The 26263-nt window shown below is 73.6% G+C and carries 27 protein-coding genes and 1 pseudogene; 18 read left to right on the forward strand and 10 right to left on the reverse strand.

Annotated features, from left to right (window positions below):
• Positions 1-162 precede the first annotated feature (162 nt).
• A pseudogene (locus OG823_RS26570) lies at positions 163-1125 on the reverse strand (hydrolase); the annotation flags it as partial.
• Positions 1126-1377: 252 nt separating this feature from the next.
• Here OG823_RS26570 and OG823_RS26575 point away from each other — a divergent pair.
• Both OG823_RS26575 and OG823_RS26580 read left to right on the forward strand, forming a co-directional pair.
• Positions 1378-2523, forward strand: coding sequence for a HoxN/HupN/NixA family nickel/cobalt transporter (locus OG823_RS26575; protein ID WP_371482436.1), 1146 nt, complete (start codon positions 1378-1380; stop codon positions 2521-2523).
• 474 nt (positions 2524-2997) lie between these two features.
• Complete coding sequence (locus OG823_RS26580; protein ID WP_371482438.1) at positions 2998-5430, forward strand: lamin tail domain-containing protein; 2433 nt, start codon at positions 2998-3000, stop codon at positions 5428-5430.
• A 94-nt stretch (positions 5431-5524) separates the two neighbouring features.
• On the opposite strand, the gene OG823_RS26585 is transcribed toward OG823_RS26580, so the two are convergent.
• Entirely contained in the window at positions 5525-6445 is a 921-nt protein-coding gene (locus tag OG823_RS26585) for an SGNH/GDSL hydrolase family protein (RefSeq protein ID WP_371482440.1), read from the reverse strand.
• Between the two features lie 317 nt (positions 6446-6762).
• Between OG823_RS26585 and OG823_RS26590 the strand changes: the two genes are divergently transcribed.
• Positions 6763-8418, forward strand: a complete 1656-nt coding sequence (locus OG823_RS26590; protein WP_371482442.1) for an FAD-binding dehydrogenase — start codon at positions 6763-6765, stop codon at positions 8416-8418.
• Positions 8419-8568: 150 nt separating this feature from the next.
• Here OG823_RS26590 and OG823_RS26595 read toward each other — a convergent pair whose 3' ends face one another.
• Together OG823_RS26595 and OG823_RS26600 are read right to left on the reverse strand one after the other, a co-directional pair.
• Entirely contained in the window at positions 8569-8919 is a 351-nt protein-coding gene (locus OG823_RS26595; RefSeq protein WP_371482444.1) for a hypothetical protein, read from the reverse strand.
• A gap of 151 nt (positions 8920-9070) precedes the next feature.
• On the reverse strand, positions 9071-9703 hold the full coding sequence (locus tag OG823_RS26600) for an NADPH-dependent F420 reductase (protein ID WP_371482445.1): 633 nt from the start codon (positions 9701-9703) through the stop codon (positions 9071-9073).
• Between the two features lie 98 nt (positions 9704-9801).
• On the opposite strand from OG823_RS26600, the gene OG823_RS26605 reads away from it, so the two are divergent.
• Complete coding sequence (locus tag OG823_RS26605; protein WP_371482447.1) at positions 9802-10191, forward strand: winged helix-turn-helix transcriptional regulator; 390 nt, start codon at positions 9802-9804, stop codon at positions 10189-10191.
• Between the two features lie 7 nt (positions 10192-10198).
• Here OG823_RS26605 and fdxA read toward each other — a convergent pair whose 3' ends face one another.
• Positions 10199-10543: a ferredoxin gene (gene fdxA / locus OG823_RS26610; RefSeq protein WP_371482449.1), complete on the reverse strand. Its 345-nt coding sequence runs from the start codon at positions 10541-10543 to the stop codon at positions 10199-10201.
• 107 nt (positions 10544-10650) lie between these two features.
• On the opposite strand from fdxA, the gene soxR reads away from it, so the two are divergent.
• Positions 10651-11115 carry a redox-sensitive transcriptional activator SoxR gene (soxR, locus tag OG823_RS26615; RefSeq protein WP_371482451.1) on the forward strand — a complete coding sequence of 155 codons (465 nt, stop codon included), beginning with the start codon at positions 10651-10653 and terminating at the stop codon, positions 11113-11115.
• Positions 11116-11363: 248 nt separating this feature from the next.
• On the opposite strand, the gene OG823_RS26620 is transcribed toward soxR, so the two are convergent.
• The gene (locus OG823_RS26620) at positions 11364-12263 is read right to left on the reverse strand and encodes a LysR family transcriptional regulator (RefSeq protein WP_371482453.1); all 900 of its coding nucleotides are present in this window, start codon (positions 12261-12263) and stop codon (positions 11364-11366) included.
• Between the two features lie 122 nt (positions 12264-12385).
• Here OG823_RS26620 and OG823_RS26625 point away from each other — a divergent pair, with 122 nt between their 5' ends.
• The 5 genes from OG823_RS26625 to OG823_RS26645 all read left to right on the forward strand — a co-directional run bounded on the left by OG823_RS26625 (position 12386) and on the right by OG823_RS26645 (position 15694).
• On the forward strand, positions 12386-12757 hold the full coding sequence (locus OG823_RS26625) for a nuclear transport factor 2 family protein (RefSeq protein WP_371482455.1): 372 nt from the start codon (positions 12386-12388) through the stop codon (positions 12755-12757).
• A gap of 99 nt (positions 12758-12856) precedes the next feature.
• Complete coding sequence (locus tag OG823_RS26630) at positions 12857-13330, forward strand: hypothetical protein (RefSeq protein WP_371482457.1); 474 nt, start codon at positions 12857-12859, stop codon at positions 13328-13330.
• A gap of 316 nt (positions 13331-13646) precedes the next feature.
• On the forward strand, positions 13647-14480 hold the full coding sequence (gene lepB / locus OG823_RS26635) for a signal peptidase I (protein WP_371482459.1): 834 nt from the start codon (positions 13647-13649) through the stop codon (positions 14478-14480).
• Positions 14481-14844: 364 nt separating this feature from the next.
• A complete protein-coding gene (locus OG823_RS26640) occupies positions 14845-15249 on the forward strand; it encodes a (2Fe-2S) ferredoxin domain-containing protein (protein WP_371482461.1) in 405 nt (134 codons plus the stop codon).
• Positions 15250-15436: 187 nt separating this feature from the next.
• The gene (locus OG823_RS26645) at positions 15437-15694 is read left to right on the forward strand and encodes a hypothetical protein (RefSeq protein ID WP_371482462.1); all 258 of its coding nucleotides are present in this window, start codon (positions 15437-15439) and stop codon (positions 15692-15694) included.
• Positions 15695-15761: 67 nt separating this feature from the next.
• On the opposite strand, the gene OG823_RS26650 is transcribed toward OG823_RS26645, so the two are convergent.
• From OG823_RS26650 to OG823_RS26660, 3 genes are all read right to left on the reverse strand, one after another.
• The gene (locus OG823_RS26650; RefSeq protein ID WP_371482463.1) at positions 15762-16427 is read right to left on the reverse strand and encodes a response regulator; all 666 of its coding nucleotides are present in this window, start codon (positions 16425-16427) and stop codon (positions 15762-15764) included.
• Positions 16424-17641 (reverse strand): sensor histidine kinase, encoded by a 1218-nt coding sequence (locus OG823_RS26655; RefSeq protein WP_371482464.1) that lies wholly within the window; start codon positions 17639-17641, stop codon positions 16424-16426. The genes OG823_RS26650 and OG823_RS26655 overlap by 4 nt, the downstream gene beginning before the upstream one ends.
• A gap of 377 nt (positions 17642-18018) precedes the next feature.
• Positions 18019-18453, reverse strand: a complete 435-nt coding sequence (locus OG823_RS26660; RefSeq protein WP_371482465.1) for a hypothetical protein — start codon at positions 18451-18453, stop codon at positions 18019-18021.
• Between the two features lie 415 nt (positions 18454-18868).
• Between OG823_RS26660 and OG823_RS26665 the strand changes: the two genes are divergently transcribed.
• On the forward strand, positions 18869-20542 hold the full coding sequence (locus OG823_RS26665) for a fibronectin type III domain-containing protein (RefSeq protein WP_371482466.1): 1674 nt from the start codon (positions 18869-18871) through the stop codon (positions 20540-20542).
• A gap of 525 nt (positions 20543-21067) precedes the next feature.
• On the opposite strand, the gene OG823_RS26670 is transcribed toward OG823_RS26665, so the two are convergent.
• Positions 21068-21556 carry a peroxiredoxin gene (locus tag OG823_RS26670; RefSeq protein ID WP_371482467.1) on the reverse strand — a complete coding sequence of 163 codons (489 nt, stop codon included), beginning with the start codon at positions 21554-21556 and terminating at the stop codon, positions 21068-21070.
• A 276-nt stretch (positions 21557-21832) separates the two neighbouring features.
• Between OG823_RS26670 and OG823_RS26675 the strand changes: the two genes are divergently transcribed.
• The 7 genes from OG823_RS26675 (at position 21833) to OG823_RS26705 (ending at position 26182) form a co-directional block, all read left to right on the forward strand.
• On the forward strand, positions 21833-22249 hold the full coding sequence (locus OG823_RS26675; protein ID WP_371482468.1) for a DoxX-like family protein: 417 nt from the start codon (positions 21833-21835) through the stop codon (positions 22247-22249).
• Positions 22246-23187, forward strand: a complete 942-nt coding sequence (locus OG823_RS26680; protein WP_371482469.1) for a DUF3419 family protein — start codon at positions 22246-22248, stop codon at positions 23185-23187. Before OG823_RS26675 ends, OG823_RS26680 begins: the two co-directional genes overlap by 4 nt.
• Complete coding sequence (locus OG823_RS26685; RefSeq protein WP_371482470.1) at positions 23184-23963, forward strand: DUF2071 domain-containing protein; 780 nt, start codon at positions 23184-23186, stop codon at positions 23961-23963. Before OG823_RS26680 ends, OG823_RS26685 begins: the two co-directional genes overlap by 4 nt.
• A complete protein-coding gene (locus tag OG823_RS26690) occupies positions 23960-24724 on the forward strand; it encodes a class I SAM-dependent methyltransferase (protein WP_371482471.1) in 765 nt (254 codons plus the stop codon). Before OG823_RS26685 ends, OG823_RS26690 begins: the two co-directional genes overlap by 4 nt.
• Positions 24721-25170 carry a hypothetical protein gene (locus OG823_RS26695; RefSeq protein WP_371482472.1) on the forward strand — a complete coding sequence of 150 codons (450 nt, stop codon included), beginning with the start codon at positions 24721-24723 and terminating at the stop codon, positions 25168-25170. The genes OG823_RS26690 and OG823_RS26695 overlap by 4 nt, the downstream gene beginning before the upstream one ends.
• 143 nt (positions 25171-25313) lie before the next feature.
• A complete protein-coding gene (locus OG823_RS26700; protein WP_371482473.1) occupies positions 25314-25733 on the forward strand; it encodes an SRPBCC family protein in 420 nt (139 codons plus the stop codon).
• The gene (locus OG823_RS26705; RefSeq protein ID WP_371482474.1) at positions 25730-26182 is read left to right on the forward strand and encodes a MarR family winged helix-turn-helix transcriptional regulator; all 453 of its coding nucleotides are present in this window, start codon (positions 25730-25732) and stop codon (positions 26180-26182) included. The genes OG823_RS26700 and OG823_RS26705 overlap by 4 nt, the downstream gene beginning before the upstream one ends.
• Positions 26183-26263 lie beyond the last annotated feature (81 nt).

The raw sequence follows: 26263 nt of genomic DNA on the forward strand, positions 1-26263 counted from the left end.
TCACGGTCGGGCCCACCGGGTGGAGGGGACGGCCGGCGGCCGCTCCGCCCACCCGGTGGGTCGCGTGCCGGGTGGTCATTCAGAATCAGACGATAGTGGACTCCATTGCCGTTTTCCTGATGACTCGGGATGTAGCGGACATTCTGCCCGTCGGGAGGATCAGCCGGTGCCGGTGGCCAGCCAGGCGGTGGCGTTGAGGGCGAGGGCGGCGTCGGTGCCGGCCGGGTCGTCCCAGCCGTTGTAGAGGGTGTTGCCGGACTGGCCGGTGCCGTCGTCGATGGTGGAGCTGTCGCCCCAGATGGCCACCCGGCCGCTGCCGAAGGTGCTGGTGACGAAGAAGGCGCCGGTGTTGCCGCTGTAGCCGGTGCGGTAGACCAGGCCCTTGACCGCGGGGTTGTCGGCCGGCTTCAGGGTGAAGGTGGTGCCGTTGCGCAGGATCGAGCCGGTGACGGCGCCGAAGGCCCCGTGCAGCACCGGGTTGCTCGCGTCGGTGATCGCCCGCGGGTTGTCGGTGGTGATGTTCAGCAGGTCGACCGAGAAGCCGAAGGGGTCGGTGTTGTCGACCCCGTTGCTGGTCAGCAGGTCGTTGATGATCTTCGGAGAGTCCCAGCCGTCGTTGTTGCGGTCGCTGACGGTGTGGTCCGAGATCAGGAAGAGGCCGCCGCCGTTCTGCACGAACTTCATGATCGCGGTCTTCTCCGCGGTGCTGAATCTGGTGTTCGGCTCGGGGATCACGAAGGTGTCGAAGTTGGCGAGGTCGAGCGCGCCGCCGGTGCCGTAGGTGATGGTGGAGCCCGAGGGCAGCGTCTTCAGGCTGTACTGGCCGGTCTTCTGCAGGGCCACGCCCCAGGCGGAGAGCGCGCCCGTCCAGCTCTTCTCGGTGGTCGGGTTGGCGTTCTGGGTCAGCGGGTCGGGCTGGCCGGTGCCGATGATCCAGTCGGCGTTGCCGGCCGTCTCGGCCTTGGTGTTGTCGAACAGCACCCGGTGCGCGGTGCCGGCGGCGACGGCCGCCGGGGCGGTGACGGCCCCGGCGCCGGCCGGAGCGGCCAGGCCGATGAGGGCGGCGGCGAGCAGGGCCGCCCCGGCCATGGCCGCCTTCGGGCGCATACGGTGACGGTTGATCATGTTCTGTGCCTCCATGGGGAGTCGAGGGTCGCGCATCCGGGGTGTCCGCGCGTGGATCCCGAGTATCCGCGCGTAGACCGGCTGTCGAAAGCCTCCGGAGGTTACGGGCGTTTGTACGGTGCATGACGGGATTCGGGGCCGCCCCGCCCCGTCGCCGCCGGGAAGTACTTGCATATGACTTGCAACTACTTCCCGGAAGAGGGAAAGATGGCCCGGTTGCCCCTGCTCCTATGCATCCGAGAGGACGCCGCCATGCCGAGCGCGCCCCCCGCCGCCCCGACCGTCAGCGTCCCCGGCGCGACCGGTGGGCCCGGCCGGCTCACCCGGGACGAATGGGTACGACTGGCCGGCATGGGCGGCTTCGTCCTCGCCCTGCACGTGGTCGGCTGGTTCACCCTCCTCGCGGTCATCGCGCCCCGGCACTACGACGTCGGCGGCCAGGTGTTCGGCGCCGGCATGGGTCTGACGGCCTACACCCTCGGCATGCGGCACGCCTTCGACGCCGACCACATCGCGGCCATCGACAACACCACCCGCAAGCTGATGGGGCAGGGCAAGCGCCCGCTCTCGGTCGGCTTCTGGTTCTCGCTCGGCCACTCGTCGATCGTCTTCGGGCTCTGCGCGCTGCTCGCCTTCGGCATCAAGTCGCTGGCCGGCCAGGTCGAGTCCGACGACTCCGCCCTGCACACCGCCACCGGCCTGATCGGGGTCAGCGTCTCCGGCGTCTTCCTGGTCCTGATCGGGCTGATCAACCTCGGCGCCTTCAACGGCATCCTCAAGGTCTTCCGCCGGATGCGGCACGGCGAGTTCGACGAGGCGGAGCTGGAGCGCCAGCTCGACCGGCGCGGGTTCATGAACCGCATCCTCGGCAGGGTCACCCGGGCCGTCACCAAGCCCTGGCACATGTACCCGGTCGGCCTGCTCTTCGGCCTCGGCTTCGACACCGCCACCGAGGTCTCGCTGCTGGTCCTGGCCGGTGGCGCGGCGGCGTTCTCGCTGCCCTGGTACGCGTTGCTGGTCCTGCCGGTCCTCTTCGCGGCCGGGATGAGCCTGCTGGACACCATCGACGGTTCGTTCATGAACTTCGCGTACGAGTGGGCGTTCTCCAAGCCCGTCCGCAAGATCTACTACAACCTCACGGTCACCGGCCTGTCCGTGATCGTCGCGCTCGTCATCGGCGTGATCGAGCTGGTCGGCCTGCTCGGCGAGAAGCTCGACATCACCAGTGGCCCGGTCGCCTGGGTCGGCGCGCTGGACCTCAACATGGTCGGCTACGCGATCGTCGGCCTCTTCGTGGTCACCTGGGCCGGGGCGCTGGCCTTCTGGAAGTTCGGCAAGGTCGAGGAGAAGTGGTCGGCCGGCATCCGCAAGGCGGCGGTCGCCCCGGGCACCGACTGACCTGCCCGTCCACGGCCCCGCCGGCCCCCGTCACCCCCGCGGTGGCGGGGGCCGGCGTCGCTCTGCGGTCGCCGCCCGCGCCCGGGCCCGGGCCGCCGCCGCGCCGGGGCCGGGCACGGCGATCACCGGCGGGTTCTCGGCCTCGCGGGGGTGCCCTGGGCCGGCCGCCGGGCGGTGGTCGCGGGACCGCAGCCGGGTGACGGCGACTCAGGGGGTGGGCCCGGCGGGGGTGTCGCCGGTGAGGCCGATCCAAGAGTTAACCGCAGAGGTCTTGTCGCGTCATTTTCTACGCGCGTATCTTGAGCGCTGCAAGGCTGCTCGCGGCCTTGGTCTACGCGGGTAGTGCACGCGGTGCACCGCCCGAACCACCCTCACGTCCGGTAGCCGCGAGGCGGCCGGGCGATCGTGCTGCACCACTGCACCCGGACGCCGTGTCATGGCAATGACACGGCAGCCTTAAGGAGTCCTGCCCCGGTGACCACGCCCACCGCTTCCCGCCCCCACTCCCGCCGGGCGCTGCTGCGCGCGACCCTCCTCCCGGCCGGCCTGGCCGCCTCGCTGGTGCTCGTGCCGCTGCCGTCCGCCTTCGCCGCGCCGTCCGCCGACGCGGTGATCGCCGAGGTCTACGGCGGCGGCGGCAACTCCGGCGCGACGCTGAAGAACGACTTCGTCGAGCTGGCGAACAAGGGCGGCGCGGCCTTCGGCCTCGCCGGCTGGAGCGTCCAGTACATCTCCGGCACGCCGGGGGCGAACTCGCAGTGGTCCGTCACCCCGCTGACCGGTTCGATAGCCGCCGGCGGGAGCTTCCTGGTCGCCGAGGCGGCCGGGACGGGCGGCACCGTCGCGCTGCCGACGCCGGACGCCACCGGCACCCTGGCACTCTCCGGCACCTCCGGCACCGTCGCGCTGGTCAACGGCACCGACCCGCTGACCTGCAAGACCGCCGCCGACTGCGCGGCCGACAGCCGGGTCCGCGACCTGGTCGGCTTCGGCACCGCCGTCGTCCACGAGGGTTCGGCCTCGGCCGCCGGCGCGAGCAACACCGCCTCGGTCGCCCGGCACGCGGACCTCGCCGACACCGACGACAACGCGGCCGACCTGGCGGCCGGCGTGCCCAGCCCGACCAACAGCTACGGCGAGGTCGCCGAGGGCTCCGCGCCGCCCGCCGGCCCCACCGAGCCCGGCCCGCTGCGCATCCACGACATCCAGGGCACCACCCGCATCTCGCCGCAGCTCGGCAGCACCGTCCCCGGCGTGCCCGGCATCGTGACCGGCGTGCGCGGCTACGGTTCCAAGGGCTTCTGGATCCAGGACCCGACCCCGGACGCCGACCCGGCCACCAGCGAGGGCCTGTTCGTCTACACCGGCAGCGCCGTCCCGACCGTGAAGGTCGGCGACTCGGTGCTGATCACCGGCAAGGTGGCGGAGTACTACCCGAGCTACGCCGGCGGTTCGCAGTCGCTGACCCAGCTGACCGCCCCGGCGATCACCGTGCTCTCCTCCGGCAACGCCGTGCCGGCCCCGGTGGTCATCAGCACCCGCAACATCCCCGGCACCTACACCCAGGACGCGGCCGGCGGCTCCGTCGAGGGCCTGACGCTGAACCCCGGGAAGTACGCCCTCGACTTCTACGAGTCCCTCGAGGGCATGAACGTCCAGGTCCAGGACACCCGAGTGATCCAGGCCACCGACAAGTACAACGAGCTCTGGGTCGCCGCCGACGCGCAGGACCAGAGGAGCAAGCGCGGCGGGGTGCTGTACGAGTCGTACCGGGAGCCGAACGTCGGGCGCCTGATGGTCCAGCAGCTGGCCCCGGTCGCCCAGCAGCCGTTCCCGGTCGCCAACGTCGGCGACGTGCTGACCGGCGCCACCACCGGCCCGCTGGACTACAACGCCTTCGGCGGCTACACGCTGGCCGCCACCGCCATCGGCGCCCTCCAGGACAACCACCTGGAGCGCGAGGTCACGGCCCCGGCCGCCGACCGCGAGGCGACCATCGCCACCTACAACGTGGAGAACCTGGCGCCCGGCAACCCGGACGCCAAGTTCGCCCAGCTGGCCCAGGCCGTCGTCACCAACCTGCGCTCGCCCGACGTCATCGCGCTGGAGGAGATCCAGGACGACAACGGCGCCACCGGCGACGGCACGGTCGACGCGAGCGTCACGGTGGCCAAGTTCATCGCCGCGATCCAGGCGGCCGGCGGCCCGGCGTACGACTGGCGCTCCATCAACCCGGTGGACGGCAAGGACGGCGGCGAGCCCGGCGGCAACATCCGCCAGGTGTTTCTCTTCAACCCGCAGCGGATCTCCTTCACCGACCTCCCCGCCGCCGACCCGACCAACACCCCGGTGGACGTGGCCGGCACCGGCGCGGCCGCCGCGCTGACCGCCTCGCCCGGCCGGATCGACCCGCTGAACGAGGCCTGGGCGAACAGCCGCAAGCCGCTGGTGGGTCAGTTCAGCTTCCGCGGCAAGAAGCTCTTCGTGATCGCCAACCACTTCAACAGCAAGGGCGGTGACCTGGGCATCGACAGCCGCTTCCAGGCCCCGGCCCGCAGCTCCGAGGTGCAGCGCGGCAAGCAGGCCGTGGTCGAGCAGGCGTTCGTCGCCAAGCTGCTGGCCGCCGACCCGACCGCGAAGATCGTCTCGGTCGGCGACTTCAACGACTACCAGTTCTCCCCGGCGCTGGGCGCGCTCACCAAGGACGGCGTGCTGCGCGACCTGGTGAACGAGTTGCCGGAGAAGGAGCAGTACTCGTACGTCTACCAGGGCAACTCGCAGGTGCTGGACCACATCCTGGTCAGCCCCGAGGTCGGCTACGCCAAGTACGACGTGGTGCACATCAACAGCGAGTTCGCCCAGCAGGCGAGCGACCACGACCCGCAGATCGTGCGCGTCAAGCCCTGATCCCGGGGCGGACCGAGGGGGCGTGGCCGGGGGTTTCGGCCACGCCCCCTCGGGGTTTCGCGGGCGGTGCTCCGAGCCGTCACCGGCGCCCGGTCTACCGCAGGGCGGCCAGTACGGCCTGCGCCATCACCTTCTCGCCGGTCGCGTTCGGGTGGAACGGGACGGCGGGGGAGCCGGGCAGCGCGCCCTCGATCCAGCGGTCGGTGGAGCAGGCGTCGTGGCCGCGGGTCGGGCCCGCGGTGTCCACGTAGGTGGCGCCGTGCGCCGCGGCGGTGACCGCGAGCATCGTGTTCAGAGCGCCGAGCACGCCGCGCAGGTAGCTGACGTCGCCGGGAGTGACGGGCTGGCGGCCCACGCAGTCCCCGGAGTTCTGCGGCAGCACGGACGGGTAGCCGACCACCAGCACCCTGGCCCCCGGCGCCTTCGCGTGGATCCGGCCGAGGACGTCGGCGAGCTGCGGCGCGGTGGCCGCGACCCGGTCGGCCAGGTCGTCGTTGCCGTACTGCCAGGACCAGCTGCTCCAGTCCCAGTGGCCGTGGTTGTACACGTCCCTGCAGGGCGTGCCGAGCGGGTTGACCACGGCGCCCGCGATGCAGGTGGCGATCACGTCGCCGACGCCGAGGTCGCTGGTGCCCAGGTCGTTGCCGCCGATGCCGATGGTGACCAGGTCGGTGTCGGGGGTGAGCGCGTTCAGTTGCGGGTCGTTGACCCGGATGAAGGCGTCGTACTGGGGCGAGGTCATCGCCTTGACCTTCGCCGCCGAACAGGTGACGTCGGTGTACGCGGCGGTGTTGATCGCGGCGGCGACCAGACGGCCGTAGTTGTGGTCCGAGCGCAGGCAGAGTCCCGCCGACTGCCCGGGTACGCCCGCCCCGGCGGCGTACGAGTCACCGAGCGCGACGTAGTGGCGGGAGCCGGTCGCGGCGTTCGCGTCCGAGCCGGTCAGTGCGACGGTCATCAGCAGCGCGATGCCGGTGACCAGCAGGGAGGCGAGTTTCCGGGCAGGACTGAGCATGGTTCCTCCTGGGGGAGAGAAACAGCGGGTGGGGGTTGCGGGAGCCGGGCCCACGACTCCTACTGATCAGTAAGTTACTGCCAGGTTTCGCGTTCGTCCATGGAATGCGCGGTCATTTCTGAAAATCCGTCAGAATGCATTCGGAATTACGCTCCACCGTGGAGCGGCCGGTATTTCTGCTCCACCGTGGAGCGAAATTCGGGCCGCGGTATGTTACCGACCGGTTGACTGCGCGCAGGGCAGGCCGCAGTATCGGACCACCCACGGGCGCCCCCATCCACCGGCCCCGGCAGCCCGCGCGCACGGAGGACCCCCGCATGGCATTCGACGCCGACGTCATCGTCATCGGAGCCGGCCTGGCCGGTCTGGTCGCCACGGCGGAACTCGCGGACGCCGGGCGCCGGGTCATCCTGCTCGACCAGGAGCCGGCCGCCTCGCTCGGCGGCCAGGCGCACTGGTCCTTCGGCGGGCTCTTCCTGGTCGACTCGCCCGAGCAGCGCCGGATGCGCATCCGCGACTCCCACGAGCTCGCCTGGCAGGACTGGCAGGGCACGGCCGGCTTCGACCGCGACGAGGACGCCTGGCCCCGCCGCTGGGCCGAGGCGTACGTCGACTTCGCGGCAGGCGAGAAGCGCTCCTGGCTGCACGCCCAGGGCGTGCGCTTCTTCCCCGTCGTCGGCTGGGCCGAGCGCGGCGGGCTGCTCGCCAGCGGCCCCGGCAACTCCGTCCCGCGTTTCCACATCACCTGGGGCACCGGCCCCGGCATCGTGGAGCCCTTCGCCCGCAGGGTCCGGGAGGCCGCCGCGCGCGGCCTGGTCGACCTGCGCTTCCGGCACCGCGTGACCGGGCTCGCCGCCAACGCGGGCGTCACCGACACCGTCACCGGCGAGATCCTGGAGCCCAGCGACGCGGCGCGCGGCGCCGCGAGCTCGCGCGAGGCGGTGGGAGCCTTCGAACTCCGCGCCCAGGCCGTCATCGTGACCTCCGGCGGGATCGGCGGCAACCACGACCTGGTCCGCAAGGCCTGGCCCGCCCGCCTCGGCACCCCGCCCGCCAGGATGCTCTCCGGAGTGCCCGCCCACGTCGACGGCCTGATGCTCGGCATCGCCGGCGACGCCGGCGGCAACCTGATCAACGGCGACCGGATGTGGCACTACACCGAGGGCATCGAGAACTGGGACCCGATCTGGGCCCGGCACGGCATCCGGATCCTGCCCGGCCCCTCCTCGCTCTGGCTGGACGCCCGCGGCAACCGGCTGCCCGTGCCGCTGTTCCCCGGGTTCGACACCCTCGGCACCCTCGAACACATCATGACCACCGGCTACGACCACACCTGGTTCGTCCTCACCCAGAAGATCATCGAGAAGGAGTTCGCCCTCTCGGGCTCCGAACAGAACCCCGACCTGACGGGCCGCAGCATCCGCCAGGTGCTCGCCCGCGCGCTGCCCGGCGCGACCGCACCCGTGGAGGCGTTCAAGCGCCACGGCGCCGACTTCGTGGTGGCCGGCAACCTCCCCGACCTCGTCCGGGGCATGAACGCCAAGACCCCGCAGGCCCTGATCGACGGGGACGCGCTGCGCCGCGAGATCGAGGCCCGCGACCGCGAGATGGCCAACCCCTACAGCAAGGACCTCCAGGTCACGGCGATCCACGGTGCCCGCCGCTACCTCGGTGACAAGCTGATCCGCACCGCCTCCCCGCACCGCATCCTGGACCCCAAGGCCGCACCGCTGATCGCCGTCAAGCTCAACATCCTCACCCGCAAGTCGCTCGGCGGGCTGGAGACCGACCTCTCCTCCCGGGTGCTGCGCGCCGACGGCAGCGTGCTGGACGGCCTGTACGCGGCCGGCGAGGCGGCCGGGTTCGGGGGCGGCGGCGTGCACGGCTACCGCTCGCTGGAGGGCACCTTCCTCGGCGGCTGCATCTTCTCCGGTCGGGCCGCCGGCCGGGCGGCCGCGGCCGCCACGGCCTGAAGCCCGGGCCGGCCGGGCCGCCGACGCGGCCTCGGCCCACCGGGCCTGCGTGCTCCGCGGTGGCGCCCGGCGCCCGCTCCGTCGCCGCCCCCTCCCGGCTCCCGGCGCGGGCACGGGGGTGGCGCCGGTCGGGTACGGCGCGGGCACGGGTCAGTCGCGGACGACACGTACCCCGCCCACCAGGCCCCAGGCGTCCACCCGGACGACCGGGCCGCCGGGCGCGCTCGGGCCGTCGTCGCTGACACCGCCCAACCGGATGCCGCCGACCCTCACCCGGACGTCCGGGCGGACCCGGATCGTGACGCCGCCGACCAGGCTGATCTTGGTGATCCGCAGCTCGGCGCCGTCCGGGATCAGCACCTCGGTGAGATCGATGTCGGCGCCGCCGACCAGTGAGGCGGTCAGCGTCCGCCGGTTGAACACCGCACCGCCCAGCCGGTGCCCGCCGATGATGCTGATCCGGACGTCGGTCTTCTCGTCGTGCCCGTCGCTCTTCGTCATGACGCACACGGTAGGGGGCCGGGTGGCCCGGCCTCCAGTGCCCCGAGGCAGCCGTTCGGGCTGACACCTGCCACATCGTCAGCACCCGTGAGGGGCCGTTCCCTCGGTCGTCCGGCCGGGGGCGGGGGCCCGGAGCCGGACGACCGGCCGGTCAGCCCGCCGCGTACGCCAGTGGCGGCAGCACCGCCTGGGCGTCCGCCCCGTCGATCCAGAGCCCGATCACGAACGCGGCGGTGGCCTCCAGCAGCCCGGCGCGGGCCAGTGCGCCGCCGGCCACCGGGGTGGCCCCGAGGTCGGTGACCAGGCGGCGGACCACCGTGAGCGCCTGCGGATCGTCACCGCAGAGCGGAACCGCCAGCGGGCGGCCGTCGAAGACCGGCGGCGTGCGCCGCCAGACGCTGACGTGGCACAGGTTGAACGCCTTCACCACCGGCGATCCGGGCGCCGCCGCCGCGATCCGCTCGGCCGTCGACGGCCCGCCCCAGCTCTGCAACTCGCCACCGACGACCGGGTTGGTGCAGTCGATCAGCACCGTACCGGGCGGCGGCGCCGCCCGCGCCACCACCTCCGGAGCGCTGCCGGCCGGCACCGCCACCAGGAGCGCCTCGCCGAACGCCGCCGCCCGCGCCGTACTGCCGGCCGCGGCGCCCGGGCCGATCCGCCCGGCCAGCGCGTGGGCCCGGCCCGGATCGCGTGCACCGATCACCAGCCGGTGCCCGGCCTGAGCCCAGCGGGTGCCGAAGGCGTCCGCCATACCGCCCGCACCGAGGATGCCGATCCGCATCCTTCCTCCTCTGCTTGACTGGTTGTCAGGACGACGCTAGGAGGCCGGACAGGTACCGACCGGTGCCTGACGGTGGTGGTAGAGGGGGCTGGAGACTGATGGCGCACGACGCGTTCCTGGCCGACTGCCGGGCCCGGCAGGGCTTCGACCTGATCGCCAACACCTGGACGGCGGTGGTCGTCTGGTCGCTGCGGCACGGCCCGAGCCGGCCGGGAGAGCTGCGCGCGCGGATCGGCGGGATCAGTGCCAAGGTGCTCACCGAGACCCTGCGCCGGCTGGAGTACAACGGTCTGGTCGAGCGGACCTCCTACGCCGGGGCCCCGCCGCGGGTCGAGTACGCGCTGACCGCCCTGGGCCGCACCCTGCTGGCACCGATCGAGGCGCTCGGCGCCTGGGCGTTCGAGCACGGCGACGCGGTGCTGGAGGCCCAGGACCGCTCCGCCGAGCGGGCCCGGCCGTTCGTCCCGCCCGGTCGGCCGGGCGACTGAGTCACCGTCAGATCCGCTGGGCGTCCTGCTCGACCGGCGCCTGGGACGGCAGCGCCGCCACGACCGGATGGTCCCGTCCGAGCGGACCGAGCCTCGCGCTGCCGCCGGGGGCGCCGAGGTCGGCGAAGAACTCGGCGTTCACGGTGTTGAAGTGCTGCCACTCCTGCGGGGTGTCGTCCTCGAAGAAGATCGCTTCGACCGGGCACACCGGCTCGCAGGCACCGCAGTCGATGCACTCGTCCGGCTGGACGTAGAGCATGCGCTCACCCTCGTAGATGCAGTCGACGGGGCACTCGTCGAGGCATGCCTTGTCCTTGACGTCCACACAGGGCAAAGCGATCACAAACGTCATCGAACTGCCGTCCTCTCCGGGTCGTTCCTGCTTGCCGTTCCTGCTTGCCTTCCGACGAAGCCGACCGTATGACCTCAAGTAAGCTTGAGGTCAAGAGGAGGATCTTCATGACGAGCTACCGTTGCGGCGGCGTCCGAGCCACTCCGGACGACTGGCTGAGCATCGGTGAGGTGAGCGCGCGGACCGGGGCGGCCGTCTCCGCTCTGCGGTTCTACGAGGAACTCGGCCTGATCGCGTCCGAACGCGACGAACGCAACCAGCGCCGCTACCCGCGGCACATGCTGCGCCGGGTGGCACTGATCTCGGTGGCAAAACGGATCGGCATCCCGTTGCAGGACCTCCAGGAGGCGTTCGCCGATGTGCCGCTCGACCGTCCGCCGAGCCACCAGGAGTGGCAGCGCGCGTCACGCGGCTGGAAGCGTCGACTGGAGGAGCGCCGGCAGACCATCGAGCGGCTCGAGGCGGAACTCACCGGCTGCATCGGCTGCGGATGCCTCTCGATGAAGGCGTGCGCTCTGCTGAATCCCGGTGACGCGCTCGCCGGGGATGGTGTCGGGCCTCGACGGCTCTGAGAGACGGACGATCGCGCCGGAGGGTTCAGCGCGGTCGCCGCACGGGCCGCAGACGGTGGGAACGCCGCCGGGGCTCGTGCCCCACGGGGCCGGGCGTTCAGGGCCGCACGAAGCGCGGCCTCGCCCTCGACGGCCTCGCCCTCCGCGGCCACGGCGAGCGGATCCGAGGCGCCGGCTCCCGGCGCGGCGGCCGGTCGGCCCCCGCGCTGCACCAGGACCGGCCGGTCCGGCTCCCGGGCCCGTTCCCGCTACCCCCGGCGCGGGCCGGCCTGACCCACGGCGGCCCGGGCCCGGGCGACCAGGGCGCGTCCGGCGGGGCTGCCGACGCCGTCCGCGCGCCAGGCGAGGACCAGTCGCCCGCGCAGGGCGGGGCGGTCGATGCCGATCGACTTCAGCTGCTCCGACCGCGCCGCCGCGAACACGCCGGGCAGGATGGCCGCGCCCAGCCCGTGCGCGGCGAGCTCGGCGAGTTGGCCGGGGTCGCTCGCCTCGAAGGCGATCTGCGGCGTGAACCCGGCCGCCGCGCAGGCCTCGTCGAGCCGGGCCCGCAGCCCGGTGCCGCGCGGCAGGCTGATCAGGGGCCGGCCCCGGAGGGTGTCGATCGAGACGACCCGGTGGACCGCGAGTTCGTGGTCGTGGGCGACGGCGACGACGATCGGCTGGTCCTCGATCACCTCGATGCCGACACCGGCCGGGGTGCTGTCGCCCACGCTGGCGATCACCGCGTCGAACTCCCCGGTCCGCACTCCCTCCAGGAGCCGGTCGGAGGGGGCCTCCGACAGGGTGATCCCGACGGCCGGGTGGTCCCGGTGGAACTCCGCCAGCAGGCCGGGCAGATCGACCTTGTGCGAGGTGACCGTGCCGACCGAGACATGCCCCCGGAGCAGCCCGGTCAGCTCGTCCACGGCGAGTCCGGCGCCCGCCACGGCGGCGAGCGCCGCGCGCGCGTACGGGAGAACGGCCTCGCCCGCCTCGGTGGTCCGGACCGAGCGTCCGGAGCGGTCCAGGAGCTCCTGGCCGAGCTCGCGCTCCAGCCGGCGGATCTGGGCGCTGACGCCGGGTTGGGACACGTGCAGCTTCTCGGCGGCGCGGGTGAAGTTCCGCTCCTCGGCGACGGTGACGAAGTACTCGAGCTGCCGGAGTTCCATAACCGATGATTCTAGTGGTCAGACATACCATGTCTTGGACTTCTGATCGTCGCGGGACGAGAGTGGGACGTGTGACCGAACGGGAAGACCAACCGAACGGGATGACCAGGAGAGGAACCACCATGACGGAGACCCGAGAAGCCGCCACCACCCCCGAGGACCTCGCCCGGCTGTTCGTCGAACGGGTCAACGCCCGCGATGCGCGGGGTGCGGCCGCGCTGTACGCCCCGGACGCCGTGATGGCCTACCCGGCCGGTACCGCGACGGTCGGCCGCGAGGCGATCCAGGCGGTGCTGCAGCGGTTGATCGACCACGCGCCGCTGCCCTTCCGGGTCGAGGAGCCGCTGCCGACCGTCCGCCACGGGGACCTTGCGCTCACCTCCACCCGCAGCGCCGACGACACCGGCGGCCGGGTCCAGGTCGCCCGCCGCGAGGCGGACGGGACGTGGTTGCGGATCATCGACCGCCCCGAGGTGCCGGGCGCCACGGCCTGATCGCGGCGGGCGCCCGGGACGCCCGGTCCGGCGCCGGCAGCCCCGGTAAGCACCGGCAGTACCGGTGGCCAGGGGCGTGCGGCGGGCGGTGTGCGGCGGGTGGCCGAGCCTCAGCGGCTGGTCGGCCCCGGTCCGTCGGCGGGGTCGGTGGTTCGCGCGCCGGACCCGTCGCCGGACCCGCTTCCGTCCGCACCGCCGGAACCGTCCCCGGCGCTGGTCTCCCACGGCCGCCGGGACCAGGCCGTCGTCGCCGTCGGCGGCGGCGCGGACCTGCTCCCGGACACCATTGCCGGGCGCGCCGTCGAGCGCTCCCGGTACGGCGGCGTGGCCAACGCCGCCGGCGCCGCCATCGCCCTCATCAGCGGCGAGTACGAGACCCTCGTCCCCGCCGACGCGGGCCGGGCCGAGGCACTCGCCGACGCCCGGGCCGAAGCCGTCGGCCGGGCGGTCGCGGCCGGTGAGGCACCCGAACACACCGGCGTCGTGCGGATCCGCGAGGTCCCGGTCAGCTATGCCGGTCGCCCCTGCCTGCGCGTCACCGTCAAGGCGGCGGGGCGTCTGCGCTCCGCCTGACCGCCCCCCGGCCGACGACCGGGAGAGACCCGGCCGCGCGGGACCCGGCCGCGCGGGACCCGGCCGCGCGGGACCCGGCCGCGCGGGACCCGCCGTCGTCTCCGTCCCGGGCCGGCCGCTGTTCCCGTCCCGGGCCGGCAGCGGTTCCTGGGGTGGCTCCACCCCGGACCGGCAGAGGTTCCCGCCCCGGGGCCGGTAGCGGTCCCGGGGCCGCCCCGCCCCGGGAACTGTGCTGCGTTGGATAGAGCGTAGGGGCGGGCTCGCGCGCCCCCGGGCGTGCGCTGTGCGCCGCGGTGACCGAGGTCTTGGGGGACGGATGCGCTGGAGAACCGCGAAGCAGGGGTCGGCGACGGACGAGTCGGGCGGGAGGCCCGCCCGGGACCGGCGCCGGCGGCCGTTCTGGCAGGAGTTGCCGATACTGATCGTCGTCGCGCTGGTCCTGGCCTTCGGCATCAAGACCTTCGCGGTGCAGGCCTTCTCGATTCCGTCCGGCTCGATGCAGAACACCCTGCAGCAGGGCGACCGGGTGCTGGTGGACAAGCTGACGCCCTGGTTCGGGGCCACGCCCTCGCGCGGGGACGTGGTGGTCTTCCACGATCCGGGCGACTGGCTGGCGAACCGGCCGGTGCCGCGCTCCGGCGCCCTCCAAAAGGCGCTGAGCCTGGTCGGCCTGATGCCCTCGGCCGATGAGAAGGACCTGATCAAGCGGGTGATCGCGGTCGGCGGGGACACCGTCACGTGCAGCGCCGGGTCACCACTGGCGGTCAACGGCGTCGTCCTGGACGAGCCCTATCTCTATCCCGGGGCGACGCCCTGCGACGACTACCCGGTCGGCACCGTCACCGTGCCGAAGGACCGGATCTGGGTGATGGGCGATCACCGCAACGACTCCGAGGACTCCCGCTACCACGAGCTCGACCGGGCCGGGAACGGTTTCGTGCCGGTGGACGACGTGATCGGGCGGGCCGTCGTGGTGGCCTGGCCGCTGGGCCGCTGGGCGACCCTGCCGGAGCCGGACACCTTCGGGCAGCAGGGGCTCGCCGCCGGGCGGGGCGGCGAGCCGGTCGCGGCCGCGGCCCCGGGGGCGCTGGGGGCGGCCGCCGCCGTACCGCTGACGCTCTGGCTGCGGCGCCGGCGGGCAGGCCGCTGAGGTGCAGGCCGCCGAAGCGCAGTCCGTGGAGGGGCGGTCCGTGGAGAGGCGGTCCGTGGAGGGGCCGGTCATTGAGGGATTCGGACGGGGTCCCGGGGACCCCGTCCGGCGGGGACGGTACGGTGATCATCGGCCGCAGCCACGACAACCGGTCGCCGGTGCCGACCCCCGGGCCACCGGGTGGCTGGACCGCTGGACGATGGCCGGGCGCCGGATGGCCCGGGGTGCCGGCCCGCGCCGCGCCTTCGGACCGAGGTACCACCGCACCGTAGGACGGAACCACCACCGCGCCGTAGGACCGCTGGACCGACAACGACCGCACCACCCGTAGCGCCCACCACAGCAGAGTGCATCAGGGAGCCCGATGAGCCGCCGAACCCGCCCCGACAGCCCGGCGGTCCCGTCGCCGGTGACCGTCACCGTCTGCCGGGGCTGCTGCTGCGGCACCGAGGCCAAGCACCCGGGCGTCGACCACGCGGCGCAGCTGGTACGGCTGCGCACGGGCGTCGGCGACAGCGGTCAGGTCCGGGCGGTCAAGTGCCTGGACGCGTGTGCACACTCGAACGTGGTGGTGGTCAGCCCGTCCGCCGAGGGCCGGCGGGCCGGCGGCCGTCCGGTCTGGCTCGGCTGGGTGCTGGCGGACGACATGCTGGACGAGATCACCGACTGGGTCCGGGCCGGCGGCCCCGGCCTGGCCGACCCGCCGGGAACGCTCGACCTCCAGGAGTTCGCCGTATCCCGCCGGGTCCGGGAGGGCCTGCCGGGCTAGGGGCACGTCCGGAGAGCGGTCGGCGACCGGGCCGCCGGTACCGGGTTGCGCCCGGGCCGGTCCTTGTCCGGCGACTTCGGTGCAGCGGCGGGTGTCGCGGGTCTACGCTGGCGACTGGCGCCGACGACGGAGGAATCACCATGGCCACGATCACGCGGGCCGCCGACCACCCCGCGGGGGTGTCCCGGTGACGACGGTCTGCCGGATCTGCGCAGGCACCGGCCGCACCGCCGGCCTCAGCTGCCGCACCTGCCAGGGCACCGGCACCACCGAGGTGGGCGGTGGCGGCGGGAACTGCTTCCTCTGCGACGGGACGGGCCTCTACGTCCGCTACCGGGTGGACGCGAGCGGCGCCAAGCACGCGTATCGCGAGGAGGTCTGCCGTACCTGTGACGGCACCGGCAACCGCGCGCCGAGCTCGCGGGACGAGACCCTCGCGACGTAGCGAGGACGCCGGCCGGGGTGATCCCCGGTGAGCTGCCGCCCGGCCGAGGCAGCCCGGCCCGGTGGACTCAGCCGGGCGGTGTGACCAGCCCCATCTCGTACGCGGTGATCACGAGTTGGACCCGGTCCCGGGCGCCCAGCTTGCTGAACAGCCGTGCCACGTGAGACTTGGCCGTGGCCACCGAGATGAACAGGTCCTCGGCGATCTCGGTGTTGGAGCGGCCCCGGCCGACCAGGGTCAGCACCTCCCGCTCCCGCTCGGTGATCCCCTCCACCGCGCGCAGGGTGCTCCCGGGAGTCGGCGGACCGGGCTGCCGGGCGATGTCCGCGATCAGCCGGCGGGTCACGGCCGGGGCGATCAGCGCGTCACCGGCGGCGACCACGCGGACCGCCGTGAGGATGTCGTCCAACGCCATGTCCTTGACGGCGAAGCCGCTCGCGCCGGCCCTGAGCGCGCCGTAGACGTGATCGTCCTCGTCGAAGGTGGTGAGGATCAGCACGCGGGTCGTGGCCGGTCCGGCCGTGATCCGCCGAGTGGCCTCGATCCCGTCCATGCCGGGCATCCGGATGTCCATCACGACCACGTCCGGGCTGTGCTCACCCACCAGCCGGACCGCCTCGGCCCCCGTCGCGGCCTCACCGACGACGGTCAGGTCAGGGGCGTCGGTCATCAGTACACGGAGACCGGAGCGCACCAGCGGCTGGTCGTCGGCCAGGACGACGCGCACGCTCACCGCGCCTCCTCCGGCGCCCCGGCGCCCTCGTGCAGCGGCGGCAGCGGCAGCGACGCCGTCACCCGGAACCCGCCCCCGGGGCGCGGCCCCGCGCTGAAGCGGCCCTGCAGCAGGGCGACGCGCTCGCGCATGCCGGTGATGCCGAAGCCCGTGTCTCCCGGGCCGTCCGGCGCGCCGCGCCCCTCGTCGTCGACCTGCACGTGCAACTCCTCGACCCCGTACCCGATCGTCACCCAGCAGTGCCCGACGGCCGCGTGGCGGACCACGTTGGTCACCGCCTCCTGGACGATACGGTAGGCGGACAGTTCGATGTCGGGCGGCAGCCGACGCTGCTCCCCCCGCCGGTGCAACTCCACCCGGACGCCGGCGTCCGCCGTCATCGCCACCAGTCGTTCCAGGCCCGCCAGATCCGGCGTGGGCGCGAGCGGCTCCTGCTGCCGGCCGGCTCCGGGATCGGCCTGACGCAGCGCCACCAGCGTCCGCCGCAGGCCCGCCAGGGTCTCCCGGCCGATGGTCTCGATGGCCTCCAGGGCGTTGCGCGCCTCGGCGGGCTGCGTGTCGATGACTCGGCGGCCGACCCCGGCCTGGATCGCGATGATGCCGATGCTGTGCGCGACCATGTCGTGCAACTCACGGGCGATCCGCAGCCGTTCGGCGGTCACCGCCTCGGTCACCTCCTTCGAGCGCAGCGACACCGCGTGTTGGCGCCGCTCGCGGGCCAGCAGGCCCACCGTGCAGGAGACGGTCATCGCCAGCAGGGCGACCACACCGGTGGCCGTCATGTCGTCGGGCCTGTGGGCGAACCCTCCGACGGCGGCGCTCTGCACGAGGAGCGACAGCAACGCGCCCGCCGTCGCGCTCCGCCACGACCTGGAGGCGACGACGAAACCGAGCGCGACATCCGCAGCCAGGAAGGACAGGAACCGCCCCGGGGCGAAGTCGCTCGACACCGCCAGCGCCAGCACGGATCCGGTCAGCGTCAGCGCCAGCACCGACAGCGGAGACCGGCCGAGCAGGCCGACGAGCAGGGCCGCGGCGAGCACCACTCCGAGGGCCTGGACGGCGGCGGACGCCCTTGGCGCGCCCCCGAGCAGGAGGGTGAGGAAGACGAGGTAGAGGAGGGCTCCGCCCCAGGCCGCGCCGGCGGCCACGCCGCGTGCGGTAGGTCGTGAGGACGGGGGCCCCGGCAGCGAAGCGGGTGAGGTGGCGGTCATGCCGCGACCCTAGGCGGCGCCCGCCCGCGAACGCATCGCCCCGGGGATGTAAACCCCCGGGCCAGTGCTGGGCACCGAAGTGCAACCCCCGGTCCGATGCCCGGCCGGCCCGCGCCCGGCAGGCTCGGTGCCGTGATCAAAGTCGATGAACTCACCGAGCGCCACGGCGGCACGACCGCCGTCGACCGACTGTCCTTCAGCGTGCGGCCCGGGCGGGTCACGGGCTGCCCGGGCCCCCACGGAGCGGGAAGGACCAGCACGCTGCGCATGGTCCTCGGTCTGGACGCTCCCACCGCCGGTACCGCCACCGCGGGCGGGGTACCGTTCCGCTCCCATCCGCGCGGGCTGCGCCACGTCGGAGCCCTCCTGGACACCCATCAGGTCCACGGCGGGCGCAGCGCGGTGGCGCATCTGCCCGCCCTGGCCCGTGGCAACGGCATCCCGCTGTGCCGGGTCGACGAGGTGCTCCCGGAGGTGGGCCCGGTCCGGCGGTGCGGAGCCCGGACGGGCGTCGTGGCGGGCGCCCCGCAGGCCGCGGAACCGGCCGAGCTGCTGACGGCGGCCGGAGCACCGATGGAGCCGGAGGCCCCGGCGACGTCCGGGCGGATCGCGGTGACCGGGCTGCCGGCGGGCCGAATCGGGGCACTCGCCCTCGAAGACGTGGCCCCCGTTCGTGCGCCGGCCGGTCCGAGGCTCGGAGTGCTGATCCGACACAGCGCGGGCACGATGGTGACCACCGCCATGACGTTGCTGATGCTGCTGTTGTTCTTCTCGACGAGCAGGCGCTGGTCCGCCGACGTCAGCGCCTCCACGGTGGCGAGCGCCTGGCGGCGTCCGGTGCAGAATCGGGGAGCCGGATCCCGGCAGCCGCGGGTTCTCGCCCACCGTGGGAGGCTCCCGGCCGGTCTTCGTGCCGTGGTCGCTGGTCGCGATCGCTCTCGCGCCGGTGGTCGTGCGCCGCCGCGACGTCCGAGCGGGCTGCCTGGGGAGGACGGGGGCGGCCGGTACCCGTGGTCGTCACGGCGGCCGTGCGGGGTGGTGAGTCGCCGCCTCGGGCGGCACCCGGAGCGGGGCCGGCCGGTGCGCCGGGAGCTCCGTCGCCTTGTACACCTCCCAGGGGTACTTTGCCTGCACATGGTCGAACATTGGTGTTCGAGTGGCCGACACGCCGATGGCCGTTCACCGTCCGTCCGTGTGCGGGCAATCCGCCGCTGCGAAAGTCCGGCCATGGATATCCCTCGCATGGGCGTGCCCGAGAAGCTCGCCGACCGTATGAGCATGGCTGAGCAGCACGAGTACCTGCGCAGCCGCTTCTCCCGCCGCCGGATGCTGCGCACCGGCGCGATCACCGTGGGCGCCCTCGCGGTCGGTGGCACGCTCGGCACCGGCAGCGCCGCCGCCGCCCCCCTGTCGTCGAAGACCGCCACCACGGACGGCATCGACGGCTCGCTGGTCGCCCCGATCGGCCGTCACCTCGCCTTCGGCCCCGAGCCGGACACCCAGTTCCGGGTCTCCTGGCAGGTCCCGGCCCCGGTGAAGAAGCCGTTCCTGCGCTTCGGCAAGCAGCCGTGGGACCTCAGCCACAAGGTCGCTGCCGAGGTGCGCGCCCTGCACACCCCCGCGCTGGTGCCGACCGCCGCGCCGGTCGACCAGTACTACCTGCACGTGGCGCTGGAGGACCTCCAGCCCGACACCACGTACTACTACGGCGTCGGCCACCAGGGCTTCGACCCGGCCTCGCAGCAGGCGGTCTCCACCCTGAGCACCTTCCGCACCGCGCCCGCGCGCGACCACATGTGGGGCAAGGTGTACGAGCCGTTCACCTTCACCGCCTTCGGCGACCAGGGCGTCAGCGCGCACGCGGCCGGCAACGACCACGTGATCCTGGCTCAGAACCCGGCCTTCCACCTGCACGCCGGCGACATCTGCTACGCCGACCCGGCCGGCTCCGGCCAGGACTCCGACAAGTCCGTCTACAACGCCACCACCTGGGACGCCTTCCTCGCGCAGACCGAGACGGTCGCCTCGAAGATCCCGTGGATGGTCTCCTACGGCAACCACGACATGGAGGCCTGGTACTCGCACAACGGGTACGGCGGCGAGAACAACCGCTTCTACCTGCCGGACAACGGGCCGGACCCGCGTACCGTCCCCGGCGTCTACAGCTTCCGCTACAAGAACGTCGGCGTCATCTCGCTGGACGCCAACGACGTCTCGTACGAGATCCCGGCCAACCTCGGCATCTCGGCCGGCAAGCAGACCAAGTGGCTGGAGCGCCAGCTCAAGGACCTGCGCAACGACGAGACGATCGACTTCGTCGTGATCTTCTTCCACCACTGCGCGTTCTCCACCACGCACCAGCACGCCTCCGAGGGCGGTGTGCGCGAGGCCTGGGTGCCGCTGTTCGAGAAGTACCGGGTGGACCTGGTGGTCAACGGCCACAACCACGTCTACGAGCGGACCGACGCGATCCTCGGCAACAAGGTCTCCAAGGCGGTGCCGAGCGGCGCCACCGTCGAGCCCGCCAAGGACGGCGTGGTCTACGTGACGGCGGGCGCGGCCGGGCGCAGCCTCTACAGCTTCGACGCCCCCGACACCTACGAGGGCCACGAGAACCCCCAGGACTCGGTGAACACCTTCCACTTCGCCCAGGGCGGCGTGAAGGTCACCGAGACCGTCGAGTGGTCGCGGGTGCGCTACACCGGCTACTCCTTCATCCGGGTCGACGTCACCCCGGCGCACCTGGGGCAGAAGTCCTCGATGAAGGTCATCGCGCTCGCGGAGAACGGCACACAGGTGGACAACTACACCATCCTGCGCACGGTCGGCGAGGGCTGGGACAGCAAGAGCGACGACGACGGCCACGGCGGCGGCTGGGGCTGGAGCGCCGGCGACCGCTGACGCCCCACCACACGCCGTCCGGCCCCGGGGGAATCCTCCCCGGGGCCGGACGGCGTCGCGGGCCCGGCCGATGCACCCCCGCGCCCCTGCCCGGGGCACCCGGTAGGAGCCGAACGTGCCGTGCAGCGGGGTGCCGTGGCGCAAGCTGTCCGGCCCGCGCGCCATCGCGCGGATCGCAGGGGTCTACCGGCGAAAATGTCCTCTCCACGCTCACCGTGTCCTGCCGCCGGGGCGGGCCGGCCTTTCGGCTGACGACGACTCCCTCACTTCGCGTCGTCCGGCTTTGGCCTCGCGTCGTCCGTCGTCCGGCTTTGGCCTCGGGTCGTCCGTCGTCCGGCTTTGGCCTCGGGTCGTCCGCCGTCCGGCTTTGGCCTCGGGTCGTCCGCCGTCCGACCCTCGCTTCGCGTCGGAGTGGAGGCCACGGGCACGTGGGGGCGGGCCACGCAGACGTCAGACGTGTCGGCGGTCGCGGCCCCCGGCCCGCGAGGTGCCCGGGGGCGTCTCGGGCCTGCGCTGTGCCGCCGGTCAGTCCCTCAGTGCGGCCAACTGCTCCGCGAGTGTGTCGCTGTGCTGGAAGGTCAGCCCGGCGAGCGCGACGTGCTTCCAGCGGACCGTGCCGTCGCCGTCCAGGATGAAGACCGAGCGGCGCAGCCCGAGCCCGGGTACGGCGATGCCGTACGCGCGGGCGACGGCCCGGTCGGTGTCGGCGAGCAGGGGGAAGCCGAGGCCGTGCTTGCGGGCGAAGCGCTCGTGACTGTCGAGGTCCTGCGGGCTGATGCCCCACACGGTCGCGCCGAGGTCGCGGAAGCGGTCGAGGTCGGAGGTGTACGAGCAGAGCTGCTTGGTGCAGACGGCGGTGTCGTCGCCGGGGTAGAAGACCAGCACCAGCGGCCCGCCCTTGGCGTCCACGAGCCGGTGCTCGCGCCGCTCGGCGTCGCCCTTCTCGGGGTCGAACAGCAGGCCGGGCAGGGTGAATTCGGGGGCGCGTGTACCGGGCTCGGGAGGCTTGGGCATCGGGGGGTCCTTCCGCGGTGGGGGTGAGGCCGATGCTAGCCCGCCGGGTCGCCGGCCGGCGCTCCGGCCCGCCCCGGCGGAGCCAGTTGAACATGTTCAAAATATTGGCCATGATGAGCCCGGCCGTCCTGGACGGCTCGGAGCACCGCCGCCGGTCACCCCGGCGCGCCGACTGTCGGCGCGCCCCGTCGCCCCGTCGCCTCCGCTCCCCGGGCTCCGGCGGCCGGTCCGTCGGCGGCTTTCGGACCGGTCGGCATCGAACGAGAGGACGATCACGTGATCAGATCCCGGTGGACAGCGCTGCCGGCGGCAGCGGTCGCCCTGATGTGGTTCTACGAGGGCTTCTGGTGCAAGGTCCTCCCCGGCCGGGCGGACCAGCGGGCCATCGTCGAGAGCGTGCCGCTGCTGCCCGGCGGCGCGGTCACCCCGGTGCTGCTCGCCATCGGCTTCGCCGAGGTGGCCCTCGGGCTCTGGGTCCTCGGGGGCCGGGCCGCCCGGGCCGCCGCGGTGGTCCAGACCGGCCTGGTCGTCGGGTTCAACGCCGGCGGCCTGCTGTTCGGCGGCGACCAGATCCCCGAGCCCGGGCGACTGGTCGTCCAGGACCTGGCGTTCCTCGCGCTGATCTGGACGGTGGCCGCCCGTGAGCCCGCTCGACGGACCACCGGGGACCGCCCGCGGCCGGTCGCGGTATGAGCGCCACGCCGTGGGCCGGAGCCCGGCTGTCGGTGGGCCCGGCCGGCCGGCCGCGCGTCCTGTTCGGCCGGATGTACGAGGACCCTGCCGTCGAACTCGCGGCCTTCCCCCCGTCCGGCGCCCGGGTGTTGAGCATCGCGTCGGCCGGCGACACCGCGGCCGCGCTCGCCGCGGCCGGCCACGAGGTCACCGCCGTCGACCTCAATCCCGCCCAACTCGCCTACGCCCGGGCTCGACTGGAGGCCGGGGCGCCCGCCGTGGCCGGCTCCGCCGAGCGGCTGACGGCGGTCGGCCGGGTCGCCGCCGCCATGGCCCTTCCGGCCTGGCGCCCCACTCCGATGGAGCGCTTCCTGCGGCTCGACGACCCCGTCGCGCAGGGCCGCCACTGGCGTACCGCCCTGGACGGCCCCGGTCTGCGCTGCCTGATGGGCGCGGCGCTTCGACCGGCCGGCACGCTGGCCGTCGGCCTGCGCCCGGAGTTCCGCCGCGTTGTACCGCGCCGCTTCGACGCCGTCCTGCGCTCCCGGATCGAGCGGGCCGTCGGCACCCACCCCAACGCCGCCAACCCCTGGGCCTGGCGGCTGCTGCTCGGCCGCGAGCGCCCCGGCGACCCGGAGGGCCTCGACACCGGCGGGCAGCGCGTGCGGCTGGTGCTCGGCGACGTGGTCGAACACCTGGAGCGGGCCCCGGCCGGCAGCTACGACGGGGTCACCCTGTCCAACATCCTGGACGGCCCCGGCCCGGACTTCGCCGCCCGGCTGCGCGCCGCCGTGCGTCACGCGGTCCGCCCAGGCGGCGCGGTGGTGCTGCGCAGTCTCCGCGAGCCGGGCCCGGCCGGCCCAGGCCGGGCGGCCGAGGACCGCTCGATGCTCTGGGGGGTCGTACGGGTCCTGCGGATCGGCGCCACCGGTACCACCGAGGAGAGGAACGACTCGTGAGACACCTGCTGCAACGCCACCCCTTCCCGATGCGCACGCACTTCGCGCACTCGCTGGTGCTGACCTACGCGCTGGCACCGGAGCTGCTGACCCCGCTGCTGCCGCCCGGGCTCACCCTCGACACGTACACCGACCGGACGGGACGGGAGCACGGCTTCGTCGCGGTCGCCCTGGTCGACGCCCGGCGGCTGCGCCCGGCCGGCCTGCCGGCCCGGCTCGGCGGCGACCACCTGCTGACCGGCTACCGGATCTTCACCCGCTTCGCGACCCCCGGTGGCCGCACCATGCGCGGGCTGAAGATCCTGCGCAGCGACACCGCCGGCCGGCCGATGGTGCTCGGCGGCAACCTGTTCTCCCGCTACAACTACCGGCTGGCCCGGATCGGCAGCCGGGTGGTGGCCGACACCCTGGAGTTCAAGGTGGCCAGCGCGGACGGACGCGCCGACCTGCACGTGCGGGCCGATCTCGCGGACCGGCCGGCTCCGCTGCCGCCGGACAGTCCGTTCGCGGACGCCAGGGACGCCCGCCGGTTCGCCGGCCCGCTGCCCTACACCTTCGAGCACGAGCCGCAGACCGGTACCGTCATCGTGGTCAAGGCCACCCGCACGCGGTGGGACCCGGTGCCGGTGGCGGTCGAGGTGCCCCGCCTGACCTTCTTCGAGCACGGTCCGTTCGCCGGGTCGAAGCCGGTGCTTGCCAACGCCTTCCACGTGGCCGCCGTCGACTACGGCTGGGAGTCCGGCCGCCGCCGCCGTGAGAGCGGGGCCGAGCTGTGACGAGGCCGCCGGCCCCGCCCCGCCCCTCGGGCGTACGCGAGGTGCTCGCCTACAACTGGCCGCTCTACGCCGCCGGGGCGGCCACGGTGGTGGGCGGCCGCGCGTCGGCCGCTCGGCTTCCCCGGCCGGCCGCCACCGCCGTGCGGACCCTCGCGTGGGGCGCCGCCGCGCTACTGGCCACCGCCACCGCGGCCACCTGGTGGGTGTACGACCGCTCAGAGCTGCACTCCTTCGCCTGGCTGCCCGACCTCCTGCCGGACGGCCCCGGCCGCTACCTGGTGGTCTCGGCCGGGCTGGACGAGGCCGCCCGGCCGCTCGCGGAGCGCCACCCCGGCGCGCGGGGCACCCTCGTGGACCTCTACGACCCGGCGCTGATGACCGAGGGCTCGATCCGCCGGGCCCGGCTGCGGGTGCCCCCGATCCCCGGTACGCTGCCCGGCCGCCCCGGCCGGCTGCCGGTGGCGTCCGGCTCCCAGGACACCGTGTTCGCGGTCTTCGCCGCCCACGAACTGCGCCACCGGACAGACCGGGAGGCACTGTTCGACGAGATCGCCCGGACACTGCGCCCGGGGGGCACGCTCGTCCTGGTGGAGCACCTGCGGGACGCCGCCAACACGGCCGTGTACGGCCCCGGCGCCTGGCACTTCCTGCCCCGCTCCGAGTGGCTGCGACTGGCCGCCCGCTCGGGGCTGGTCCACGCGGCCGAGCGCCGGATCGCCGGGCTGGTCACCGCCTTCGCCTTCCGCGGCGAGCCTTCGTGAACCACCCGCTCGCCGCGCTGCTCACGCTGGACGGCCAGTTGCGCCTGGTGGGCCTCGTACTGGTCGGCCTGGGCCTGTTCCACGCCCTGCTGCCCCGGATCGTCGGCTGGCCGGCGGATCTGGCCGGCAGCAGCCTGCTGACCCGTCAGGTCGGCTACGCACACCTGTTCTTCATCGGTCTCACCTGCGTCCTGCTGGGCCTGCTGCCGCTGCTGCTCGTCCGCGACCTGCGGGCCGGTACGCCGCTGGGCACCGCCGTGCTGGCCGGTCAGACCCTGTTCTGGGGCACCCGATGGGTCTTCGAGTTCGCCTACTTCTCGCCCCGCCTCTGGCGCGGCGACCGGCTCCGGACCGCCGCCCACCTGGCCCTGTCGGTGCTGTGGACCTGGGTCACCGGGGTGTTCGCCTGGGCCTTGGTCCTGGCACTGACCGCGTCGGGAGGCTGACCGGACGAGCGGCGGCGCGCGCGGCCGACGGGGCCCCCGGGGGCAGGTGGCGCGGGTTCCTTGACGATTTAGTCTGCGCGTAGGTAATCTACGCGTAGAGCAAATGCCGAACGGCTGAGCGCGGAGCACCGGGAGACGACATCATGTGGAGCCACGAGTACAGCGCCGAGACCAGCGCCACCCCGCGGGCCGTCTGGAGCGTCCTGCGGGACCTCGACGGCTGGACGCGCTGGGACACCTCGATGGAGACGGTCTCGCTCCAGGGCCCGTTCGAGGTCGGTTCCAAGGTCTCGATGACCCCCAAGGGCCAGGATCCGATCGTCTCGGTGATCACCGGCGTCCGGGAGAACGAGTACTACGCCGACGAGACCGAGTTCGGCGGCGTCACGCTCGGGTTCAGTCACACCCTCACCCCGCTGCCCGACGGCGGCACCCTGGTGGTCCACCGTCTGGAGATCACCGGCCCCGAGGCCGACGCGCTCGGGCCGGAGGTGGGCCCCGCCATCACCGAGGACTTCCCCGAGGCGATGGCGGGCCTGCTCGCCCACGCCGTCGCCCCGTGAGCGGCGCAGGGCCCGACCAGAGCCCCGGGTTCTGGCTCTGGCACGCCACCCTGCGCTGGCAGCGCGAGATCGCGGCGGCGCTGACACCGCACGATCTGACCCATGTGCAGTTCGTGCTGCTCTCCTGCGCGTGGTGGCTGAACGAGCGCGGCAGTACGCCCAACCAGCAGGCCCTGGCCCGGCAGGCCGGCACCGACGTCAAGATGACCTCCCAGGTCGTCCGCCGGCTGGAGGCCAAGGGTCTGCTGGTCCGGGAGGCCGATCCCGCCGACAGCAGGGCGCGGCTGCTGCGGATCACTCCGGAGGGCACCCGGGTGGCGCTCGCCGCCATCACCGAGGTGGAGCGGGTGGACGCGGAGTTCTTCCGCCCGGCCGCCGAGGGCGAGTTCGGCCGCGGTGCGCTGCTCGGTCTGCTCAGGGGCCTGGCCGAATCGCCGCCCGCCCCCTGAGCGGCCGTCGGGGCGGGTCGGGCGTGGGCCGGAGGCGAGCTGGGCGGGACGTCGGCGCGGGACGTCGGGGCGGGGCGGCCG

Source organism: Kitasatospora sp. NBC_00315 (assembly GCF_041435095.1).
GTDB lineage: Bacteria > Actinomycetota > Actinomycetes > Streptomycetales > Streptomycetaceae > Kitasatospora.